We start from the raw sequence: 17,434 nt of genomic DNA, 5'->3' as shown, positions 1-17,434 counted from the left end.
CCCCCCCGTTGGGAGACTTAAATGAAATTAACCGGCCGACAGCAACCGAAAATTCAGCGAAATTCGCGCCGCGGCCGGACTGACCTGAATCAGAACATGTCCACGTCCAGCGCCATCATCGATGCCTTGCCCGACTTGATCGCCAGGAACGCGGCAGTCGCCTGCGGCAGCAGACGGTCGAAGAAGAACCGCGCGGTGCCGATCTTGGCGGTGTAGAACGCCGCGTCCTCGGTGCCCTGGTCCAGCTTGGCCTTGGCGATCAGCGCCGCCTTGGCGAAGGTGTAGCCCATGGCGACAAGGCCGATCAGGCGCAGATAGTCGGTCGCGGCGGCGCCGGCTTCCTCAGGGTCCTTCATGCCCTTCTGGGCGATCGTTCCGGTGGAGAGCTGCAGCGCGCCGAAGGCCTTTTCCAGCCCCTCGATCATCTTGCCGAAGGTCTCGTCCGCCTTGTTCGCCTCGATGAAGTCAGAGACGGGGTGGAAGAACGAGCGCAGATAGCGGCCGGCATGCGCGGGCATCTTGCGGCCGACAAGGTCGAGCGCCTGGATGCCGTTGGTGCCTTCGTAGATCATGGCGATGCGGGCATCGCGCACGAACTGCTCCACGCCGCTTTCGGCAATGTAGCCGTGACCGCCGTAGACCTGCACGGCCAGGTTCGCGCTTTCATAGCCGCAGTCGGTGAAGAGCGCCTTCACCACCGGGGTCATCAGCGCGATGAAGTCTTCCGCGCGGGCCTTCACGGCCGGATCGGTCGCGTGCTTTTCGGCATCGAGCGCGCGGCTGACCCAGGCGCCGACAGCGCGGCTGCCTTCGTTGTAGGCGCGCGCGGTCATCAGCATGCGGCGCACGTCGGGGTGGACGATGATCGGATCGGCCGGACCCTTGGGGTTCTTCACGCCCGACAGCGAGCGGCCCTGCACGCGCTCCTTGGCGTACCAAACGGCCGACTGATAGGCCGCTTCACCCACGCCAAGGCCCTGGATGCCCACCGAAACGCGCTCGGTGTTCATCATCTTGAACATGGCTTCCATGCCCTTGTTCGCGGTGCCGACCAGCCAGCCGATCGAATCGTCGAAGTTGAGCTGGCACGTGGCCGAGGCCTTGAGGCCCATCTTGTGCTCGATCGCCGCCACCGAAACGCCGTTGGACTGGCCCGGCGTGCCGTCTTCCTTGGGCAGGTACTTCGGCACCAGGAACAGGCTGATACCCTTCACGCCTTCCGGCGCATCGGGAAGCCGGGCGAGGACGAGGTGGATGATGTTCTCGGTCAGGTCGTGCTCGCCCGCCGAAATGAAGATCTTCGCGCCGGAGATCTTGTAGCTGTCGTCACCCCCATTTGCATCTTGGGAGGGAACGGCCTTGGTGCGCAGCATGCCAAGGTCGGTGCCGCAGTGCGGTTCGGTAAGGCACATCGTGCCCGACCAGGTGCCTTCGACCATCTTGGGCAGGTAGGCCTGCTTCAGCGCATCACTGGCATAGCCCTCGATCGCGGTGGTCGCGCCGTGGGTGAGGCCGGGATAGAGGCTGAACGACAGGTTGGAGGAGCAGATCATCTCCTCTGTCAGCTTGTTCAGCGCCTCGGGAAGGCCCTGCCCGCCCCATTCGGGATCGGATGCCAGCGCACACCAGCCGCCTTCGCGGAACATGTCGTAGGCTTCCTTGAAGCCCTTGGGGGTGCGGACCACGCCGTTTTCCAGCGTGCAGCCCTCGATATCACCGCTGCGGTTCAGCGGCAGGAGGACTTCCTGCGCCACCTTCGCGGCTTCTTCCAGCACCGCGTCGACAAGGTCGGGGGTGAATTCGGCCAGCGCTTCGAGATTGCCGAAACCGTCATCCCCATATTTTTCATCACTGTGGAGTTCGTGGAGCACGAACTTCATGTCGCGCAGGGGCGCTTCGTAGACTTGCATGTCACTCTCCTCGCGCGCGCCGCCGGATCACCGGCGGGCGCGCATTCATACCTTATCAGTTACGCAGCGGCTTGCCGGTTTCGAGCATATGCTCGACGCGGGCGACCGAGCGGTCGTCGCGCAGGCGGCCCATGAAGGCATCACGCTCCAGCTTGAGCAGTTCGCCCTCGCTCACCGTGTCGACGAGGTCGAACTCGCCGCCGGTCAGCACGTCGGCCAGAATGCCCGAGACGACCACGTCGTAGTCGGTCGCCATGCCGCGCTTGTGGAAGCCTTCGACCGCAAGGCCGAGTGCGGTTCGGCCACCGGCGCCGGGCAGCTTGAACTCGGGCGCCTCAGGCGGGGTATAGCCCTCGACCAGCGACAGAGCCTTTTGCTTGGCGTCATGCAGCAGGCGATCGCGGTTCATCGAAATGCCGTCGCCCTTGCGCAGGATCATCATCTCGCGCGCCTGCTGGGCAGACTTGGAGACTTGCGCGGTCGAGACCATCTCGAACACCTTGGCGACCGCCGGCATCGGGCCCTTGGGCATGCCGGGGGCATTGCGCCAGCGGTCGATCATCTCGCCATTGCCACCCCAGCCGGGAACGAGGCCGACGCCGCATTCCACAAGGCCGCAGTAGAGTTCGGCATGGGCCTGGATCGCGTCGCAGTGGAGCAGGATCTCGCACCCGCCGCCGAGCGCGAGGCCGGCGGGAGCACCGACCACCGGGAACGGCGCGTACTTCAAGCCCTTGTAGGCCAGCTGTCCACCCGCCACGAGCTTCTCGATCTCACCCCAGGCGGCGATGTTCACCGCGAAGAGCGCGAGGCCGAGGTTGGCGCCTGCCGAGAAAGTGTCGGCATCGTTGTAGACGACCAGCGCCTTGTACTGCGCCGCCACCAGCGGGATGGCCTGCCCGATCAGCTTCATGACTTCGCCGTCGAGCGCGTTCATCTTGCCGGTGAATTCCAGGCAGACGACGCCGTCACCAATGTCCCAGAGCGCGGCAGAAGCATTGCGGATGATCGGCTTGGACGAAAGCTTCACGTCAGCCAGGCGCATCACGCCTTCGGGGCGGACGATGTCGCGGTATTCGCCGTCGAGGCCCAGGAACTGGCGCTTGCCGTTCTCGATCCGGTAGAACGTGCGGTCGCCCGCCACGGTCAGGATCGCGGGCACGGCCTTGCCTTCGGCGGCAAGCCGTTCGGCGAGGTACTTGGCGCCCAGCTTGTCGATCATCTCGAACGGGCCGGACTTCCAGTTGTAGCCCAGCTTCATCGCGTCATCGACGGCAACCACGTCCGAGGCGGCATCAGGCACGAGGCTGGCGGCATAGGCCAGCGTATCGCCCAGCACGGCCCAGGCGTAGGCGCCGATGTCGCCCTTGCTTTCGACCAGCGCCTTGAGATCGCCCTTGGCGGCAGCGCCACGCGGACCCGGCACCTTGATGCTCGGACGGTATTCGCCGCTCTGCAGGTCGATGGTTTCCTTGCGGCGACCTGCTTCCTTGTTGATGCGGTAGAAACCGCCCTTGCCCTTGCGGCCGGTATAGCCCTCGCCGATCATCTTGTTGATCAGCGGAATGTCGCGGGCGATGCCGTGGTAGAGGTCCCCTGCGGGCAGCGTCGAGGTGAGGCTGGCCTGCAAGTGCGGCATCAGGTCGATGCCGACCAGATCGACAAGGCCGAAAATGCCGGTCTTCGGCACGCCCATCGGCTTGCCGGCAATGGCATCGGCCAGTTCGATGGTGATGCCCATGTCGAACGCGGCATTGAGGCCCAGCTGGATCCAGTAGGTGCCGATGCGGTTGGCGATGAAGCCCGGGGTGTCCTTGGCCTTCACCACCGTCTTGCCGAGCGAGACGTCGGCGAACTGCTCTACCTTCGCGGCAACGCCAGCGTCGGTTGCCGGACCCGTGACGATCTCCAGCAGACGCATATAGCGCGGCGGGTTGAAGAAGTGGGTGATCAGGAAGTCGCGCTTGAACGCCTCCGAACGCCCTTCGACCAGATTGGCGAGCGGGATCGTCGAAGTGTTGGACGAAACGGCGGTGCCGTCGCGCTTCACCGCTTCCAGCTTGGCGTAGAGGCCCTGCTTGATGTCCAGACGCTCGATCACCGCCTCGATCACCCAGTCGCATTCGGCAACCTTGTCGAGGTGGTCTTCGATATTGCCGGTCTCGACCAGCTTGGCGGCCGACTTGCTCATGAACGGCGCAGGCTCGGTCTTGAGCATCTTCGCCACGGCGCCTTCGGCAACCACGTTACGGTTGCTGGCGTCCTTGGGAACGATGTCGAGCAGCAGCACCGGCACGCCGGCATTGGCGACCTGGGCGGCGATCCCGGCACCCATGGTGCCGGCGCCGATCACGCAGACCTTTTTGATGATAGCGCCTTCGTTGGAAAGGGGGCTCATTCCACCGACTCCAGGATCGTGGCGATGCCCTGACCGCCGCCGATGCACTGGCTGGCGAGCGCGTACTTGCCGCCTTCGCGCTTCAGCAGCGATGCCGCCTTGCCGACGATGCGCGCGCCGGTGGCGCCCAGCGGGTGGCCAATGGCGATCGCGCCGCCGTCGATGTTCACCTTCGCCATGTCGAGGCCGAGGTCCTTGATGCAGGCCAGCGCCTGCGAAGCGAAGGCTTCGTTCAGTTCGACCACGTCGAGGTCACCGGCCGAGATACCGGCACGCTCAAGCGCCTTCTGGCTGGAGAGGATCGGGCCAAGGCCCATGGTTTCCGGCGCGCAGCCCGATACCGCGACCGACTTGATGCGGGCCAGGATCGGCAAACCGTGGGCGCGGGCATATTCCTCGGTGGTGACGAGCACGGCGCTGGCGCCGTCGGTCAGCGGCGAGGAGGTGCCGGCAGTCACTGACCCTGCCGCATCGAACGCGGGCTTCAGGCCGGCAAGGCCTTCTGCGGTGGTTTCGCCGCGAATGGTGCCGTCTTCGCTGACGATCCCGCCCTTGGTCTGGATCGGCACGATCTCGTCGGTCAGCTTGCCGGCGTCACGCGCGGCGGCGGCCTTGTGCTGGCTGGAGACGGCCAGCGCTTCCTGGTCCGCGCGGGCAATCTGGTACTTGGTGGCGACGTTTTCGGCGGTTTCGCCCATCGACATGTAGGCGGCGCTCTTCTTCGCCAGCTCCGGATTGGGCAGCGGGTTGAAGCCCATCATCGGCACGCGGCTCATCGATTCGACACCCGCGCAGACGAAGACTTCGCCCGCGCCGATGGCGATCTGGCCCATGGCGTAGTGGATCGAGCTCATCGAGGAGCCGCAGAAACGGTTCACGGTCATGCCGCCGACCGAGATCGGCAGGTCCGCCAGCAGCGCCACCAAACGCGCGATGTTGAAGCCCTGCTCGCCTTCCGGGAACGCGCAGCCGACGACAACGTCTTCGATATCAGCGGCTTCGACGCCGGTCTTGGTGATGAGCCCGCGAATCACCTGCGCGGCAAGATCGTCGGGACGGACACGGGCAAGAGCGCCCTTGTTCGCCAGATGGAAGGGCGAGCGGGCGTAACCCGCGATCACGACACTTTTCATGCAACTCTCTCCGTCGGAGCCTCACGCCCCACCACCCATCGGGGGGCGTCACCGTTCTTCCCTAAGGGTGCAATTCTTTCCCTATACGTCAAGCAAATTTTCGGTTACGACTTCGGGACACCTCACCCTAAGGGCCCAGCCCTCGGGGTACAGAAGGTACCGATTGGAGAGATGATGGAAAGGTCGCACATGAGACTTTGGAAACCCGTGGGGACGGCGCTGGTTGCCGCTGTCATGCCCGTATTTCTGGGCGCGAATCCTGCCTTTGCCGCCAGTGCCGACCAGGTCGTCGGCAAGTGGCTCACGCCTTCCAAGCACGGCGTCATCGAACTCAGCCGCTGCGGCGAATCGGTCTGCGGACACGTCGTCGATTCGGACGGCATCAAGGCCAATCCCGACCTGCGCGACGTGAACAACAAGGACGCCAGCCAGCGCACCCGCAAGGTCAAGGGCATGCAGATGGTGGGCGGCTTCAAGCGCCAGGGCAACGAGTGGGTCGAAGGCCAGATCTACAATCCGGAAGACGGCGGCACCTACAAGGCGACGATCACGCCGGTGGACGCCAACACGCTCAAGCTGAAGGGCTGCATCGTCTGGCCGCTGTGCAAGACGCAGACCTGGAAGCGCATTCCCTGACATCGACAAGGCCCGGTGCAACCGAAATTGCGGTGCCCGGTTCTGACGCAGGGAAACAGAGGCTGCCCGCACGCCCCCTGATGCGTGGCAGCCGGATCAAAGGTTCAGGGAAGGAATACAAGGGAGATGAAAATGAAAAAGATTACGGGCCGTATCCTGCTGGCGGGCACTGCATCGGCCATGGCACTCGGCGCTGCCGGCGCTGCCCATGCCCAGGCCTTCTATCTGCAGGAACAGTCGGTGCGCGCACAGGGCCGCGCGTTTTCGGGTGAAGCCGCCGATACCGGCGTGGATTCGCTCTGGTGGAACCCGGCAGCGATCGGCGGTCTTGAGGGCGGCCAGGCATCGGTGCATGCCAGCGTGATCCTTCCCAAGGGCAAGGTCGTGGACGACGGCACGCTGATCAAGCGCCCCGGCCAGGCCGCCACTTCGGTCGGCGGCAACCCGGTTGCCAAGAACCCGATCGACAACGGCGTGCTGCCCTCGGGCGCGATCGCCTATGGCTTCGGCAAGGTCGCCTTCGGCCTGACCGTCACTTCGCCGTTTTCGTTCACCACGAACTACGATGCCGACAGCTGGGCCCGCTATTCGGCGGACAAGACCAAGCTGCGCACGATCGACATCCAGCCCAGCATCGCGTTCCAGCCGATGGAAGGCCTCTACATCGGTGCGGCCGCGAACGTCGAACATGTGGACGCCACGCTCGGCAACTACCTGCCCAACCTTTCGCCGCTGCTGGCCGACGGTCATCAGCAGCTGAAGGGCAGCGGCTGGGATGTGGGCTGGTCGGTCGGCGCCCAGTACCACAACGGCCCCGCCTCGATCGGCGTCGCCTACAAGTCGGCGATCAAGCACAAGCTTGACGGTACGCTGACCATCGACGGCCTGCTGGGCCCGCTTGCCGGGCAGAACACCTCGCTGAACACCACGGCGGAATTCACCACCCCGTGGCAGGCGATCATGTCGGCCCGCGTGAAGGCCACCAAGCAGCTGACGCTGAACGCGCAGGTCGTGGCTTACGGCTGGAGCAAGTTCGACACGATCGACCTTGGCGCCCCGGTCAACACCTCGCTGCCTGAGAACTACAAGGACGGCTTCTCCTACGCCTTCGGCATGGACTACGACGTCAGCCCGAAGTGGACGGTGCGCGGCGGCGTCCAGTACGGCGAAACCCCGACCAGCAGCGGTGACCGCGACGCACGCGTTCCGGACAGCAACCGCTGGAACTTCTCGGCCGGTACCACCTACAACATGAGCAGCAAGATCGCGATCGACGCGGCCGCCTCGTACATCTCGTTCAAGGATGCCCCGATCAACCGCATCACCGCCGCTTATGCCGGCACCCCGGTGCAGACCCCGATCCTGACCAACGGTTCGCTTCAGGACGCCTATGCGATGGTCTTCTCGCTGGGCGCACGGGTGAGCTTCTGATGAGCACTGCGGCGAAGATTGACGACAACTCTCCCGTGAATGGAGGTATTTTGGAAACGCCCCTCTCCTCCCACGTTGCGGATGAAATGCCGCCGATCTCGCCGCGTTTGCTTACCGATCTGCTGGACCATGCCGTGGAAGCCCACGGCGCCTGGCCGGCGATCGACTTCATGGGCCGCAAGTGGTCCTATGCCGAAGTCGGCGACCTCGCGCGGCGTGCCGCGCGAGGTCTCCAGGACCTGGGCGTCGTCAAGGGCACGCGCGTCGGCCTGTGCCTGCCCAACACGCCCTATTACGTGATCTGCTACTTCGCGATCCTGCGCATCGGCGGGATCGTGGTGAACTTCAATCCGCTCTATACCGAGCGGGAGATGGCGCACCTGGTGAAGGATTCCGGGGCGGAGATCATCATCGCCTCCGACCTGGCGCTGTCGCTGCCCAAGATCGAGCCGCTGGTCGGCTCCACCAGCTGCGGCGGCGCGCTGAAGCGCGTGGTGGTCTGCCCGATCGCCGATGCCCTGCCGAAGCTGAAGGGCCGCGCCTATCGCCTGCTGAAGCGCAAGGATATCGCGCATGAGCCGCACGACCTGCGCTTCCTGCGTTTTGCCGATCTTGTCGCGCGCAATGCCGATCCCGATCCGGTCGATCGCAGCCCGCAGGATCTGGCCGTGCTCCAGTACACCGGCGGCACCACCGGCGTGCCCAAGGGCGCAATGCTCAGCCATGCGAACCTGGCCGCCAACTCGGCCCAGATGATCGCCCATGTCGGCCACATGCCCGAAACGCAGGAGCGCACCCTCGGTGTACTTCCGCTGTTCCACGTCTTCGCGCTGACCACGGTGCTGAACTATTCGGTCGACACCGCGGCCGAGATGATCCTGCTGCCGCGCTTCGAGATGAAGTCGTTCCTGGCGACCGCCAAGCGCACCAAGCCCACGCAGTTCTTCGGCGTGCCCACGCTCTACACCGCGCTCAACAACCAGGAACTCCATGGCGAGTTCGATCAGGTGCGCGTCTGCATCTCCGGCGGCGCGCCGCTGCCGCTGGAAGTGCGCCAGAAATTCGAACAGCGCACCGGCGTGCGCGTGGTCGAAGGCTACGGCCTGTCCGAAGCCTCCCCCATCATCGCCTGCAATCCGCTGGAAGGCCTGGTCAAGAACAACTCCTGCGGCCCCGCTTTCCCCGGCACCGTGCTGGAAATCCGCGATCCCGACAACACCCACAAGATCCTGGGCCAGGGCGAGCGCGGCGAAGTCTGCGCGCGCGGCCCGCAGGTCATGTCCGGATACTGGAACCGGCCGGAGGAATCGGAAAAGACCTTCATCTTCGGCGCCCTGCGCACCGGCGACATCGGCTATCTGGACGAGGACGGCTACCTGTTCCTGGTGGACCGCATCAAGGACATGATCCTGTGCGGCGGCTATAACGTTTATCCGCGCGTAATCGAAGATGCGCTCTACGAGCATCCGATGGTCCATGAAGCGATTGTGATCGGCGTCCCCGATGCCTATCGCGGCCAGAGCCCCAAGGCCTTCGTGGCGCTGCACCCCGGCGACGCGCTGGATGCGGACACCCTGATGGCGTTCCTGCGCGAAAGGTTGAACAAGATCGAAATGCCCAGCGCGATCGAATTCCGCGACACGCTGCCCAAGACGCTGGTCGGCAAGCTTTCCAAGAAGGAACTGGTCGAGGAAGAGGCCGCCCGCCGCGCCGCTGCTGCGGATGCCCCGTCAGGTACGGACGCGTGAACGGCGCCGGGGCAGCGTTGAACGGCGGAGAACCGCAGGGCGAAGGCATCCCTGCTCCGGGGGGAGCCGATATGCTGGGCATCCAGGAAGCCGCGACCGAGCTGGGCGTGACCATGCGCACCTTGCGCTTCTATGAAGACAAGGGCCTGATCTCACCCCAGCGCGTGGGCACGACGCGCATCTATTCGAAGCGCGAAATGGGCCGCATGCAGCTGATCCTGCGCGGCAAGCGGCTGGGCTTCTCGATCCGAGAGATCAAGGAATTCCTGGATCTCTACGATGTCGATCCCGAACATCACGAACAGATCCGCACGCTGCTCTCGCGCATTCGCGCCCGGATCGAGGAACTGCGCCAGCAGCGCACCGCGATCGAACAGACGCTGGAGGAAATGCTCTCGATCGAACGCCAGTCGCTGGCGTGGCTGGAAGGTTCGGCGGTAAAGCCGGTGAAGGGTTCGATCGATGAGTGATACGGCCGGCAAGGCCGTCGCCGATCTCGTCGACCTGCTGACTGTCGAGGAGATCGACACCGGCATCTTCCGCGGCGCCGCCGTGTCCGAACAGCCCGGCCGCGTCTATGGCGGGCAGGTGGTGGCGCAAGCGCTTGCCGCCGCCGCGCGCGGGATCGAGCCCGACCGGCAGGCCCATTCGCTGCACGCCTATTTCCTGCGCGCAGGCGATACCGGGCGGCCGATCGTTTACCGCGTGCTGCCGGATTTCGACGGCGGCAGCTTCTCCAACCGCCGCGTGGTCGCCATGCAGGGCGGGAAGCCGATCCTGAACCTGGCGGCATCGTTCCATCGCCCCGAAGAGGGCCTGGTCCACGCCGTGCCGATGCCGGACGTACCGGCGCCGGAGCAATGCCCGGACTTCCGCGCGGCACTGGCCGCTGCCGGTCAGAAAGTTCCCTCCGCCCTGTTCGACCGGCTCGCCGCGTTCGAGATCAAGCCTTGCCCGCCGCTGCCGCAGGGGGACCTGCCGCACCGCTGCCAATGGTTCCGCATGGCCGCGCCGATGGGCGACGATGCGGTGATGAAGCGCGTGGTTCTGGCCTATGCCAGCGACTTCGCGCTGATCTCCACCGCGCTGATGCCGCATGGCATGGGCTTCTTCTCGCCCGGCGTTTCGGGCGCCAGCCTGGACCACGCGGTCTGGTTCCACCAGACCCCGCCAATCGACGACTGGCTGCTCTATTCGATGGACAGCCCCTGGTCCGGCCATGCCCGAGGCTTCGCCCGCGGCGCGATCTATTCGCGCGACGGGACTTTGGTGGCGAGCGTGGCGCAGGAAGGCCTGCTGCGGGTGAAGCCGCAGGGTTGAGGCGAGGAAGGAGCATTGCTCTCCGTGAGAGCATCGCCGTCTCAATCCCACTACGATTGAAAAATCACTCGTCGCCCCCGCGAAGGCGGGGGCCCCGCTTTCTTTTCGCCACGTCAGAAGAACGAGCGGGATCCCCGCCTTTGCGGGGATGACGAAATTTGGCGTAACAGAGGGGCGCGAGCGAGGACGGAGCCACTCAGGCCCCAATCAGCTCCCGCCCGATCAGCATCCGGCGGATCTCGTTCGTACCGGCGCCGATATCCAGCAGCTTGGCATCGCGCAGATAGCGTTCGACCGGCCAGTCCTTGGTATAGCCCGCACCGCCCAGCGCCTGCACCGCCTCGCCAGAGACGCGGAAGGCGTTCTCGCTGGCCAGCAGGATCGCGCCCGCCGCGTCGAAGCGCGTCGTCTGCCCGGCATCGCAAGCGCGCGCCACGGCATAGACATAGGCCCGTGCCGATTGCAGCGCGACGTACATATCCGCCACCTTGGCCTGCATCAGCTGGAACGTGCCGATCGCCGTGCCGAACTGGCGACGTTCGCGCACATAGGGGATCACGGTGTCGAGGCAGGCCTGCATGATGCCGATCTGAAGCCCGGCCAGCACCACGCGCTCGTAGTCCAGCCCGCTCATCAGCACTTTCACGCCGCCGTTCAGCGGGCCCATCACGTTCTCCGCCGGCACGAAGCAATCGTCGAACACCAGCTCGCATGTGGGTGAGCCGCGCATGCCCATCTTGTCGATCTTCTGGCCGATGGAGAAACCGGGCATGTCCTTCTCGATCAGGAAGGCGGTGATGCCCTTCGATCCTGCATCGGCGTCAGTCTTGGCATAGACGACCAGCACATCGGCATACGTGCCGTTGGTGATCCAGAACTTGGTGCCGTTCAGGCGGAAACCGCCCTCGACCGCATCGGCGCGCAGCTTCATGCTGACGACGTCGGACCCCGCGCCCACTTCGGACATCGCAAGGCTGCCGACATGCTCGCCGGAGATCAGCCCCGGCAGGTACTTCGCCTTCTGCGCATCGTTGCCCCAGCGGCGGATCTGGTTGACGCAAAGGTTCGAATGCGCGCCGTAGGACAGGCCGACCGAGGCCGAAGCGCGGCTGACTTCCTCCACCGCGATCACATGTTCCAGATAGCCGAGCCCGGTGCCGCCCCACTCTTCCTCCACCGTCAGGCCGTGGAGGCCGAGTTCCCCCATCGCGGGCCAGAGTTCGCGCGGGAACCAGTCCTCTGCATCGATCTTGGCGGCCAGCGGCGCGATCTGCTCATCGGCAAAGCGGGCGACGCTTTCGCGGATCATCTCGGCGCTTTCGCCCAGTGCGAAATCGAAATCGGGGGTGGCTTTCATGTCTTCTTCCCAAACTTCCACGGCGCATCGGTGCGGCCTTTGCGCGCAAATTACCGGAGGCATCCGATGCAAACAAATTGAAACTTACATGGCCATTGAATAGATTTTACCAATGATAAAGCGCGCGCATATCCGGCACTTTCTGGCCGTGGCCGATTCCGGCAGCTTCAAGCAGGCGGCGGCGCGGCTGCATGTGACCCAGCCCACTGTCTCCACCAGCATTGCCGAATTGGAGCGCCTGGTGGGATCACCCCTGTTCGTGCGCGACCGGCGGCATGTGCGCCTGACCGAGCCGGGCGGCGCCTTCCTGCCCATCGCCCGCGACCTTGAGGCTGGCTTCCGCCGCGCCGACCAGTTCGCCAAATCCTCGCAATACCCCGAACAGCAGCAGTGGCCGGACCTGAAACTGGGCGTGATTCCCACCCTCTCCGGCCCAATGCTGCAAACGATCTGCGCACGGCTGGCGGGGGACTACGGCGTGGAACTGGTGGAGGGCGACGATCACGATCTGCGCAGCCAACTCGCCAGCGGCAAGATCCAGCTTGCCCTCACCCTGCTCGGCAAAACAGAGAGCGGGCCGGACATCGTGCCGCTACTGGAAGAACCCTACGTCGTCGTCATGCCGGGCCATCACCGCCTGGCAGGAACCGCCGAAGTCGCTGCCGGCGAACTGGCGAGCGAGATCATGATCGCACGCCGATCGTGCGAGGCACTGCAACGCACCAGCCGCTTCTTCACCGATGCCGGCGTGCGTCCCCGCTTCGCCCTGCGCAGCGAGAACGAGGATCGCTGCCTGCGCATGGTGGCGGCCGGCCTTGGCATCACGGTGGCCCCGCGCTCGCTCGCTCCGGAAGGGACGGTGACCGCCGAAGTGCGCGACTTCGGCCTGACGCGGCGGCTGGGTTTCATCCTCGCACCGCACCATGCGGGGGAGGCGGAACGGCTGACGGCCACGCTGGAGGGCATCGCTGCAACCCTCTCCGGCGCCCCTTCCTTCAGGCACACAGATTGATCACACCGCGCGAAACCGATAATTCCCCTGCTCAACGCCTTTCTTCCAGGACTTCACCGATGTCAGATTCCGCCGAGCCGCAGCTCCATTTCCTCGAATATTACGAGGATTTCCTCGCCAAGGTTCGCCAGCTTTCGCGCAAGGTGCAGGAGCGGGAGTGGCAGCCGGACTTCGTGATCGGCATCGGCCGTGGCGGGCTGGTTCCGGCCGTCTACATCTCGCAGCAGTTGGACCTGCCGATGCTGTCGATCGACCATTCGGCCAAAGTCCCCGGCTTCGCGGACGAATTGCTGGCCAAAGTCGCCGCGATGAGCGCGGCGGGCACGCGCCTGCTGTTCATCGACGATATCAACGATTCCGGCGGCACCATCGAATACATTCGCGGGCTGCTCGCCAGCAATGGCGGCGTGCCGGAAAACCTGCACTTCGGCGTGCTGATCAACAACAAGAGTTCCAAGGTAGAAGTCGACGTCTGGGTGGACGTGATCGACCGCACCGAGGACAAGCGCTGGTTCGTGTTCCCGTGGGAATCGGTGGGCACGCGCGATGCGATTATTGAGGAAGCCCGCTCGGTTCCCCAGCGGTTGGCCTGAGGGACTGGCCTGAGGGCGCGTTTCCTAACCCACCTTTCCAATACAAACCCCGTCATCCCCGCAAAGGCGGGGATCCCGCTTTTCTTGCGGCTGGACGAGAGCGTGCAGAAGAAAGCGGGGCCCCCGCCTTCGCGGGGGCGACGAGGTAGTATGGATCGAGTATCCGGGGGGCCAGCCGGATCAGCCCTGTGACGCCATGTACGCGTCGATCCGATCGAGATGCGCCGCCACCGCCTCTGCCGGAAGGAACGAACCGGTGAAGCTGTTGCGTGCCAACAGAGCCAGCGCTTCCCGATCCAACCCACGCGCCTTGGAGACGGCACGGTAATTATCCGCCACATAGCCGCCGAAATAGGCCGGATCGTCCGAATTGATGGTCGCCTTCAAACCATGCGCCAGCATCGCATCGATGGGATGGTCAGCCAGATCGTCCACCACGCAAAGCTTGTGGTTGGAGAGCGGGCAGACCGTCAGCGTCATCCCCTCTCGCACCAGCCGCTCGATCAGCGCCGGATCTTCCAACGCGCGGTTGCCGTGGTCGATGCGGTGGACGCCCAGCAGATCGAGCGCCTGATGCACGTACTCGGGCGGGCCTTCCTCCCCGGCATGGGCGGTGATCTTCAGGCCCTTCTCGCGCGCGGCGGCGAAGACGCGGACGAACTTTTCCGGCGGGTGACCCACTTCGGAAGAATCGAGCCCCACGGCCATGATCCGGTCCAGCCAGGGTTCCGCCTCTGCCAGCGTCGCAAGGGCTGCTTCCTCGGACAGATGGCGCAGGAACGACAGTATCAGGCTGCTGGTCAGCCCCAGTTCCGCCTCGGCAGCAGCCATGGCCGAGAGCAACCCCTCGATCACTTCGGAAAACGCCACGCCGCGATCGGTGTGGGTCTGCGGGTCGAACATGATCTCCGCATGGACCACCCCGTCCGCCGCCGCGCGTGTGAAGTAGGCCATGGCCAGGTCGTGGAAATCCTGCCGGGTCAGCAGCACGTTCGCGCCGGCGTAATAGATGTCCAGAAAGTCCTGAAGGTTGGAGAAATCGTAGGCCGCGCGCACTTCTTCCACGCTGGCGAAAGGGATCGACACGCCATTGCGCGCCGCCAATGCGAACATCAGTTCGGGCTCAAGGCTGCCCTCGATATGAAGGTGAAGCTCCGCCTTGGGCAGGCCGGCGATGAAGGTGTCGAGGTCGGTCATGTCTTGTCCCTGTTCCAGGCAGCCCGGTAGGCTAGGCGGCCCAGCAGATAAGTGCGCGCAACGGCGCGGTCGTCCCCCAGCACCTGCAACGCAAAAAGACGTTCGGCAAGACTGGCCCCGCGCGTTCGCCGTGCCAGCAGCGGTGTCGCCGCCGGATCGAGCACCACGAAATCGGCCTCCTGCCCCACTTCCAGGCTGCCCACGCGGTCACCGATGTGGAGCAGGCCCGCGCTGCCCGCCGTCGCCAGCCAGAGCGCGCGGAACGGGTCCAGCGTCGTGCCTTTCATCTGCGCCGACTGATAGGCGATGCCTTGCGTGTGCAGCAGCGAGAACGTGGTGCCGGCGCCCACATCGGTGCCGAGACCAAGCCGCACGCCATGCCGATCCGCCTGCGCGAAATCGAAGAAGCCGGAACCGAGAAACAAGTTCGAACTGGGGCAGACGGCGATGCCCGCGCCGCTCCCATGCAGGCGCGTGCAGGCGCGGTCCGACAGATGGACGCCATGCGCGAAGACCGAGCGATCGGTGACGAGGCCGAAGCGGTCGTAGGCGTCGAGGTAGTCCGTCGCCTCGGTAAAGCGCGCCTCCACTTCGGCGCACTCGCGCAAGTTCTCGGCGAGATGCGTGTGCATCAGCACGTCCGGATGCGCGGCTAGCAAGGCACCGGCGTCAGCCAATTGCGCATCGGTGGAGGCCAGCGCGAAACGCGGCGTGACCGCGTAACCAAGCCGCCCGCGCCCCCGCCAGCGGCGGATCAGCGCCTCGCTCTCCGCACGGCCGGAGGCGAGCGTGTCCCGCAGGCCCTCCGGCCCAAGGTCCATCAGCACTTTGCCGGAAATGACCCGCATCTCCCGCGCCAGCGCCGCTTCGAACAGGGCATCGACCGACTGTTCGTGCACCGTGGGATAGACCAGCGCGCTGGTGGTGCCGTTCTTCAGCAGTTCGTCGAGGAAGAAGGCGGCCACCGCATCGGCATGGGCCTTGTCGGCAAAGGCTTTCTCGGCGGGGAAGATGTGCCGTTCCAGCCAGTCCAGCAATTGCTCCCCGTGGGAGGCGATGCGGTCGGTCTGCGGGTAGTGGACGTGAGCGTCGACGAAGCCCGGCACGATCAGGCCCGGCAGCACCTCGACCGGCACTTCTTCATAGCGATCGGCAAGCTGGGCATAGGCGCCGCGCGCGATGACCACGCCGTCCTCCACCACCAGCAGGCCATCCGCCTCATACCGGACGGCATCGGGATCGGCGCGGGGATCACGGGAAACGGACAGGAATTCGCCGCGAAAGGCGCGGAGCATCAGGTGCCCCCCATCCATACGAAGCGGGCGACGAACAGCAGCGCCAGTATCAGCAGGAACCAGTCCTTCCGCTCCACGGTGCCGCGCACGATCTTCAGCGCGGCGTGGGCAGTGATGCCGAAGGCCAGACCGTTCGCGATCGAGAAAGTGAACGGGATCATCGCCACCGTCAGGAACGCGGGGATCGCGGCCAGCGGGTCTTCCCACTTCACCTCGGTCAGAGGCAGCAGCATCAGCCCGCCGACGATAATCAGCGCCGGCGCGGTCGCCGCCAGCGGGATCAGTTGCGCATAGGGCGCCACGAACATGGTCGCCAGGAACAGCAGCCCGGTGACCACGGCGGTCAGTCCCGTACGCCCGCCTGCCTGCACACCCGCCGCGCTCTCGACATAGCTGGTGACGGTGCTGGTGCCGGCCATGGAGCCGACGATAGTGGCGGTGGCATCGACGATCAGGATGCGGTTCAGGCGCGGAATGCGCCCCTCGCTATCCATCAGCCCCGCCCGCTTGGTCACGGCGACAAGGGTGCCGATATTGTCGAACAGGTCCACGAACAGGAACACGAACAGGATTTCCAGCAGCCCCAGCCCATGGCTGCCCGAAAGGCCGAAGACGCCGGCAAGGTCCAGCTTGAACGCGGTGCCGGTCAGCGCTTCCAGCGAATAAGGCTCCGGCGTCATCGTCACCATGCCGAACAGCCAGGCGACTACGGTGGTGGTCAGGATGCCGATCAGCATCGCCCCGCGCACGTTCCACACGCTGAGCGCGCCGATCAGCACCAGCCCGAACAGCGCCAGCGCCGCGCCGGGGGCCTTCAGGTCGCCCAGCGCCACGAAGGTAGCGGGGTTGGCGACGATGATGCCGGCATCCTTGAAACCGATGAAGCCGATGAACAGGCCGATGCCGCCCGCCACCGCCGCGAACAGGTATTGCGGGATGGAAGCGACGATCAGCTGGCGCACCCCGGTCACGGTCAGGAACAGGAAGGCCACTCCCGAAACGAACACGCAGCCCAGCGCCACCGGCCAGGGCACGCCCATCTGCTGAACCACTGTGAAGCTGAAATAGGCATTGAGCCCCATGCCCGGCGCCAGTGCCAGCGGCGTATTGGCGACGAAGCCCATCAGGATCGAGGCGAAGGCGGCCGCAAAGCACGTGGCCGCCGCGACCGAGGCGACCGGCATTCCCGCCGTACCCAGGATCGCCGGGTTGACCAGCACGATATAGGCCATGGTCAGGAACGTGGTGACGCCCGCCAGCACTTCGGTGCGCGCATCGGTGCCGCGTTCGCGCAGCGTGAACCAGCGCTCCAGCCGGCCGGGGGACGGGGTAATGGTCTCAGTCACGGGTGTCTGCCTTTCGCTGCCCCGGGACCCTACAACGGAACCGCCGGTGAGTGGACTG

At 65.2% G+C, this 17,434-nt stretch carries 14 protein-coding genes; 7 read left to right on the top strand and 7 right to left on the bottom strand.

The features are described 5' to 3' along the window. Nucleotides 1-89: 89 nt before the first annotated feature. Genes WBP07_RS00845 through WBP07_RS00835 form a run of 3 tightly spaced genes read right to left on the bottom strand, consistent with a single transcriptional unit; the run spans nucleotide 90 to nucleotide 5,441 of the window. A complete protein-coding gene (locus WBP07_RS00845; protein ID WP_395393549.1) occupies nucleotides 90-1,910 on the bottom strand; it encodes an acyl-CoA dehydrogenase C-terminal domain-containing protein in 1,821 nt (606 codons plus the stop codon). A gap of 55 nt (nucleotides 1,911-1,965) precedes the next feature. Then, the gene (locus WBP07_RS00840; RefSeq protein WP_395393548.1) at nucleotides 1,966-4,308 is read right to left on the bottom strand and encodes a 3-hydroxyacyl-CoA dehydrogenase/enoyl-CoA hydratase family protein; all 2,343 of its coding nucleotides are present in this window, start codon (nucleotides 4,306-4,308) and stop codon (nucleotides 1,966-1,968) included. After that, the gene (locus tag WBP07_RS00835) at nucleotides 4,305-5,441 is read right to left on the bottom strand and encodes a thiolase family protein (RefSeq protein ID WP_395393547.1); all 1,137 of its coding nucleotides are present in this window, start codon (nucleotides 5,439-5,441) and stop codon (nucleotides 4,305-4,307) included. Before WBP07_RS00835 ends, WBP07_RS00840 begins: the two co-directional genes overlap by 4 nt. A 189-nt stretch (nucleotides 5,442-5,630) precedes the next feature. Between WBP07_RS00835 and WBP07_RS00830 the strand changes: the two genes are divergently transcribed. From WBP07_RS00830 to WBP07_RS00810, 5 genes are all read left to right on the top strand, one after another. Next, entirely contained in the window at nucleotides 5,631-6,077 is a 447-nt protein-coding gene (locus WBP07_RS00830) for a DUF2147 domain-containing protein (protein WP_395393544.1), read from the top strand. A 132-nt stretch (nucleotides 6,078-6,209) separates the two neighbouring features. Beyond that, nucleotides 6,210-7,508, top strand: coding sequence for an OmpP1/FadL family transporter (locus tag WBP07_RS00825; RefSeq protein ID WP_395393542.1), 1,299 nt, complete (start codon nucleotides 6,210-6,212; stop codon nucleotides 7,506-7,508). An 86-nt stretch (nucleotides 7,509-7,594) separates the two neighbouring features. Beyond that, the gene (locus WBP07_RS00820; protein ID WP_395395686.1) at nucleotides 7,595-9,256 is read left to right on the top strand and encodes a long-chain fatty acid--CoA ligase; all 1,662 of its coding nucleotides are present in this window, start codon (nucleotides 7,595-7,597) and stop codon (nucleotides 9,254-9,256) included. A 71-nt stretch (nucleotides 9,257-9,327) separates the two neighbouring features. Then, nucleotides 9,328-9,726 carry a MerR family DNA-binding transcriptional regulator gene (locus tag WBP07_RS00815; RefSeq protein ID WP_395393539.1) on the top strand — a complete coding sequence of 133 codons (399 nt, stop codon included), beginning with the start codon at nucleotides 9,328-9,330 and terminating at the stop codon, nucleotides 9,724-9,726. Further along, nucleotides 9,719-10,576, top strand: coding sequence for an acyl-CoA thioesterase (locus WBP07_RS00810; RefSeq protein WP_395393537.1), 858 nt, complete (start codon nucleotides 9,719-9,721; stop codon nucleotides 10,574-10,576). Before WBP07_RS00815 ends, WBP07_RS00810 begins: the two co-directional genes overlap by 8 nt. 196 nt (nucleotides 10,577-10,772) lie before the next feature. Here WBP07_RS00810 and WBP07_RS00805 read toward each other — a convergent pair whose 3' ends face one another. Then, nucleotides 10,773-11,933, bottom strand: a complete 1,161-nt coding sequence (locus WBP07_RS00805; RefSeq protein ID WP_395393536.1) for an isovaleryl-CoA dehydrogenase — start codon at nucleotides 11,931-11,933, stop codon at nucleotides 10,773-10,775. Nucleotides 11,934-12,045: 112 nt separating this feature from the next. Here WBP07_RS00805 and WBP07_RS00800 point away from each other — a divergent pair, with 112 nt between their 5' ends. Continuing rightward, nucleotides 12,046-12,945: a LysR family transcriptional regulator gene (locus WBP07_RS00800; RefSeq protein WP_395393534.1), complete on the top strand. Its 900-nt coding sequence runs from the start codon at nucleotides 12,046-12,048 to the stop codon at nucleotides 12,943-12,945. A gap of 59 nt (nucleotides 12,946-13,004) precedes the next feature. Beyond that, on the top strand, nucleotides 13,005-13,538 hold the full coding sequence (locus WBP07_RS00795) for a phosphoribosyltransferase (RefSeq protein ID WP_395393533.1): 534 nt from the start codon (nucleotides 13,005-13,007) through the stop codon (nucleotides 13,536-13,538). Between the two features lie 180 nt (nucleotides 13,539-13,718). Here WBP07_RS00795 and WBP07_RS00790 read toward each other — a convergent pair whose 3' ends face one another. The 3 genes from WBP07_RS00790 to WBP07_RS00780 are packed head-to-tail and all read right to left on the bottom strand — an operon-like array spanning nucleotide 13,719 to nucleotide 17,376. Continuing rightward, the gene (locus WBP07_RS00790; RefSeq protein ID WP_395393531.1) at nucleotides 13,719-14,735 is read right to left on the bottom strand and encodes an adenosine deaminase; all 1,017 of its coding nucleotides are present in this window, start codon (nucleotides 14,733-14,735) and stop codon (nucleotides 13,719-13,721) included. Next, nucleotides 14,732-16,030 (bottom strand): guanine deaminase, encoded by a 1,299-nt coding sequence (guaD, locus tag WBP07_RS00785; RefSeq protein WP_395393530.1) that lies wholly within the window; start codon nucleotides 16,028-16,030, stop codon nucleotides 14,732-14,734. The genes WBP07_RS00790 and guaD overlap by 4 nt, the downstream gene beginning before the upstream one ends. Continuing rightward, complete coding sequence (locus tag WBP07_RS00780) at nucleotides 16,030-17,376, bottom strand: NCS2 family permease (RefSeq protein ID WP_395393528.1); 1,347 nt, start codon at nucleotides 17,374-17,376, stop codon at nucleotides 16,030-16,032. Before WBP07_RS00780 ends, guaD begins: the two co-directional genes overlap by 1 nt. Nucleotides 17,377-17,434: the final 58 nt, after the last annotated feature.

Source organism: Novosphingobium oxfordense, from assembly GCF_044029435.1.
Classification (GTDB): Bacteria; Pseudomonadota; Alphaproteobacteria; order Sphingomonadales; family Sphingomonadaceae; genus Novosphingobium.
The sequence above is the reverse complement of the archived record's forward strand: the minus strand, read 5'-3'. Positions and strand labels throughout refer to the sequence as shown.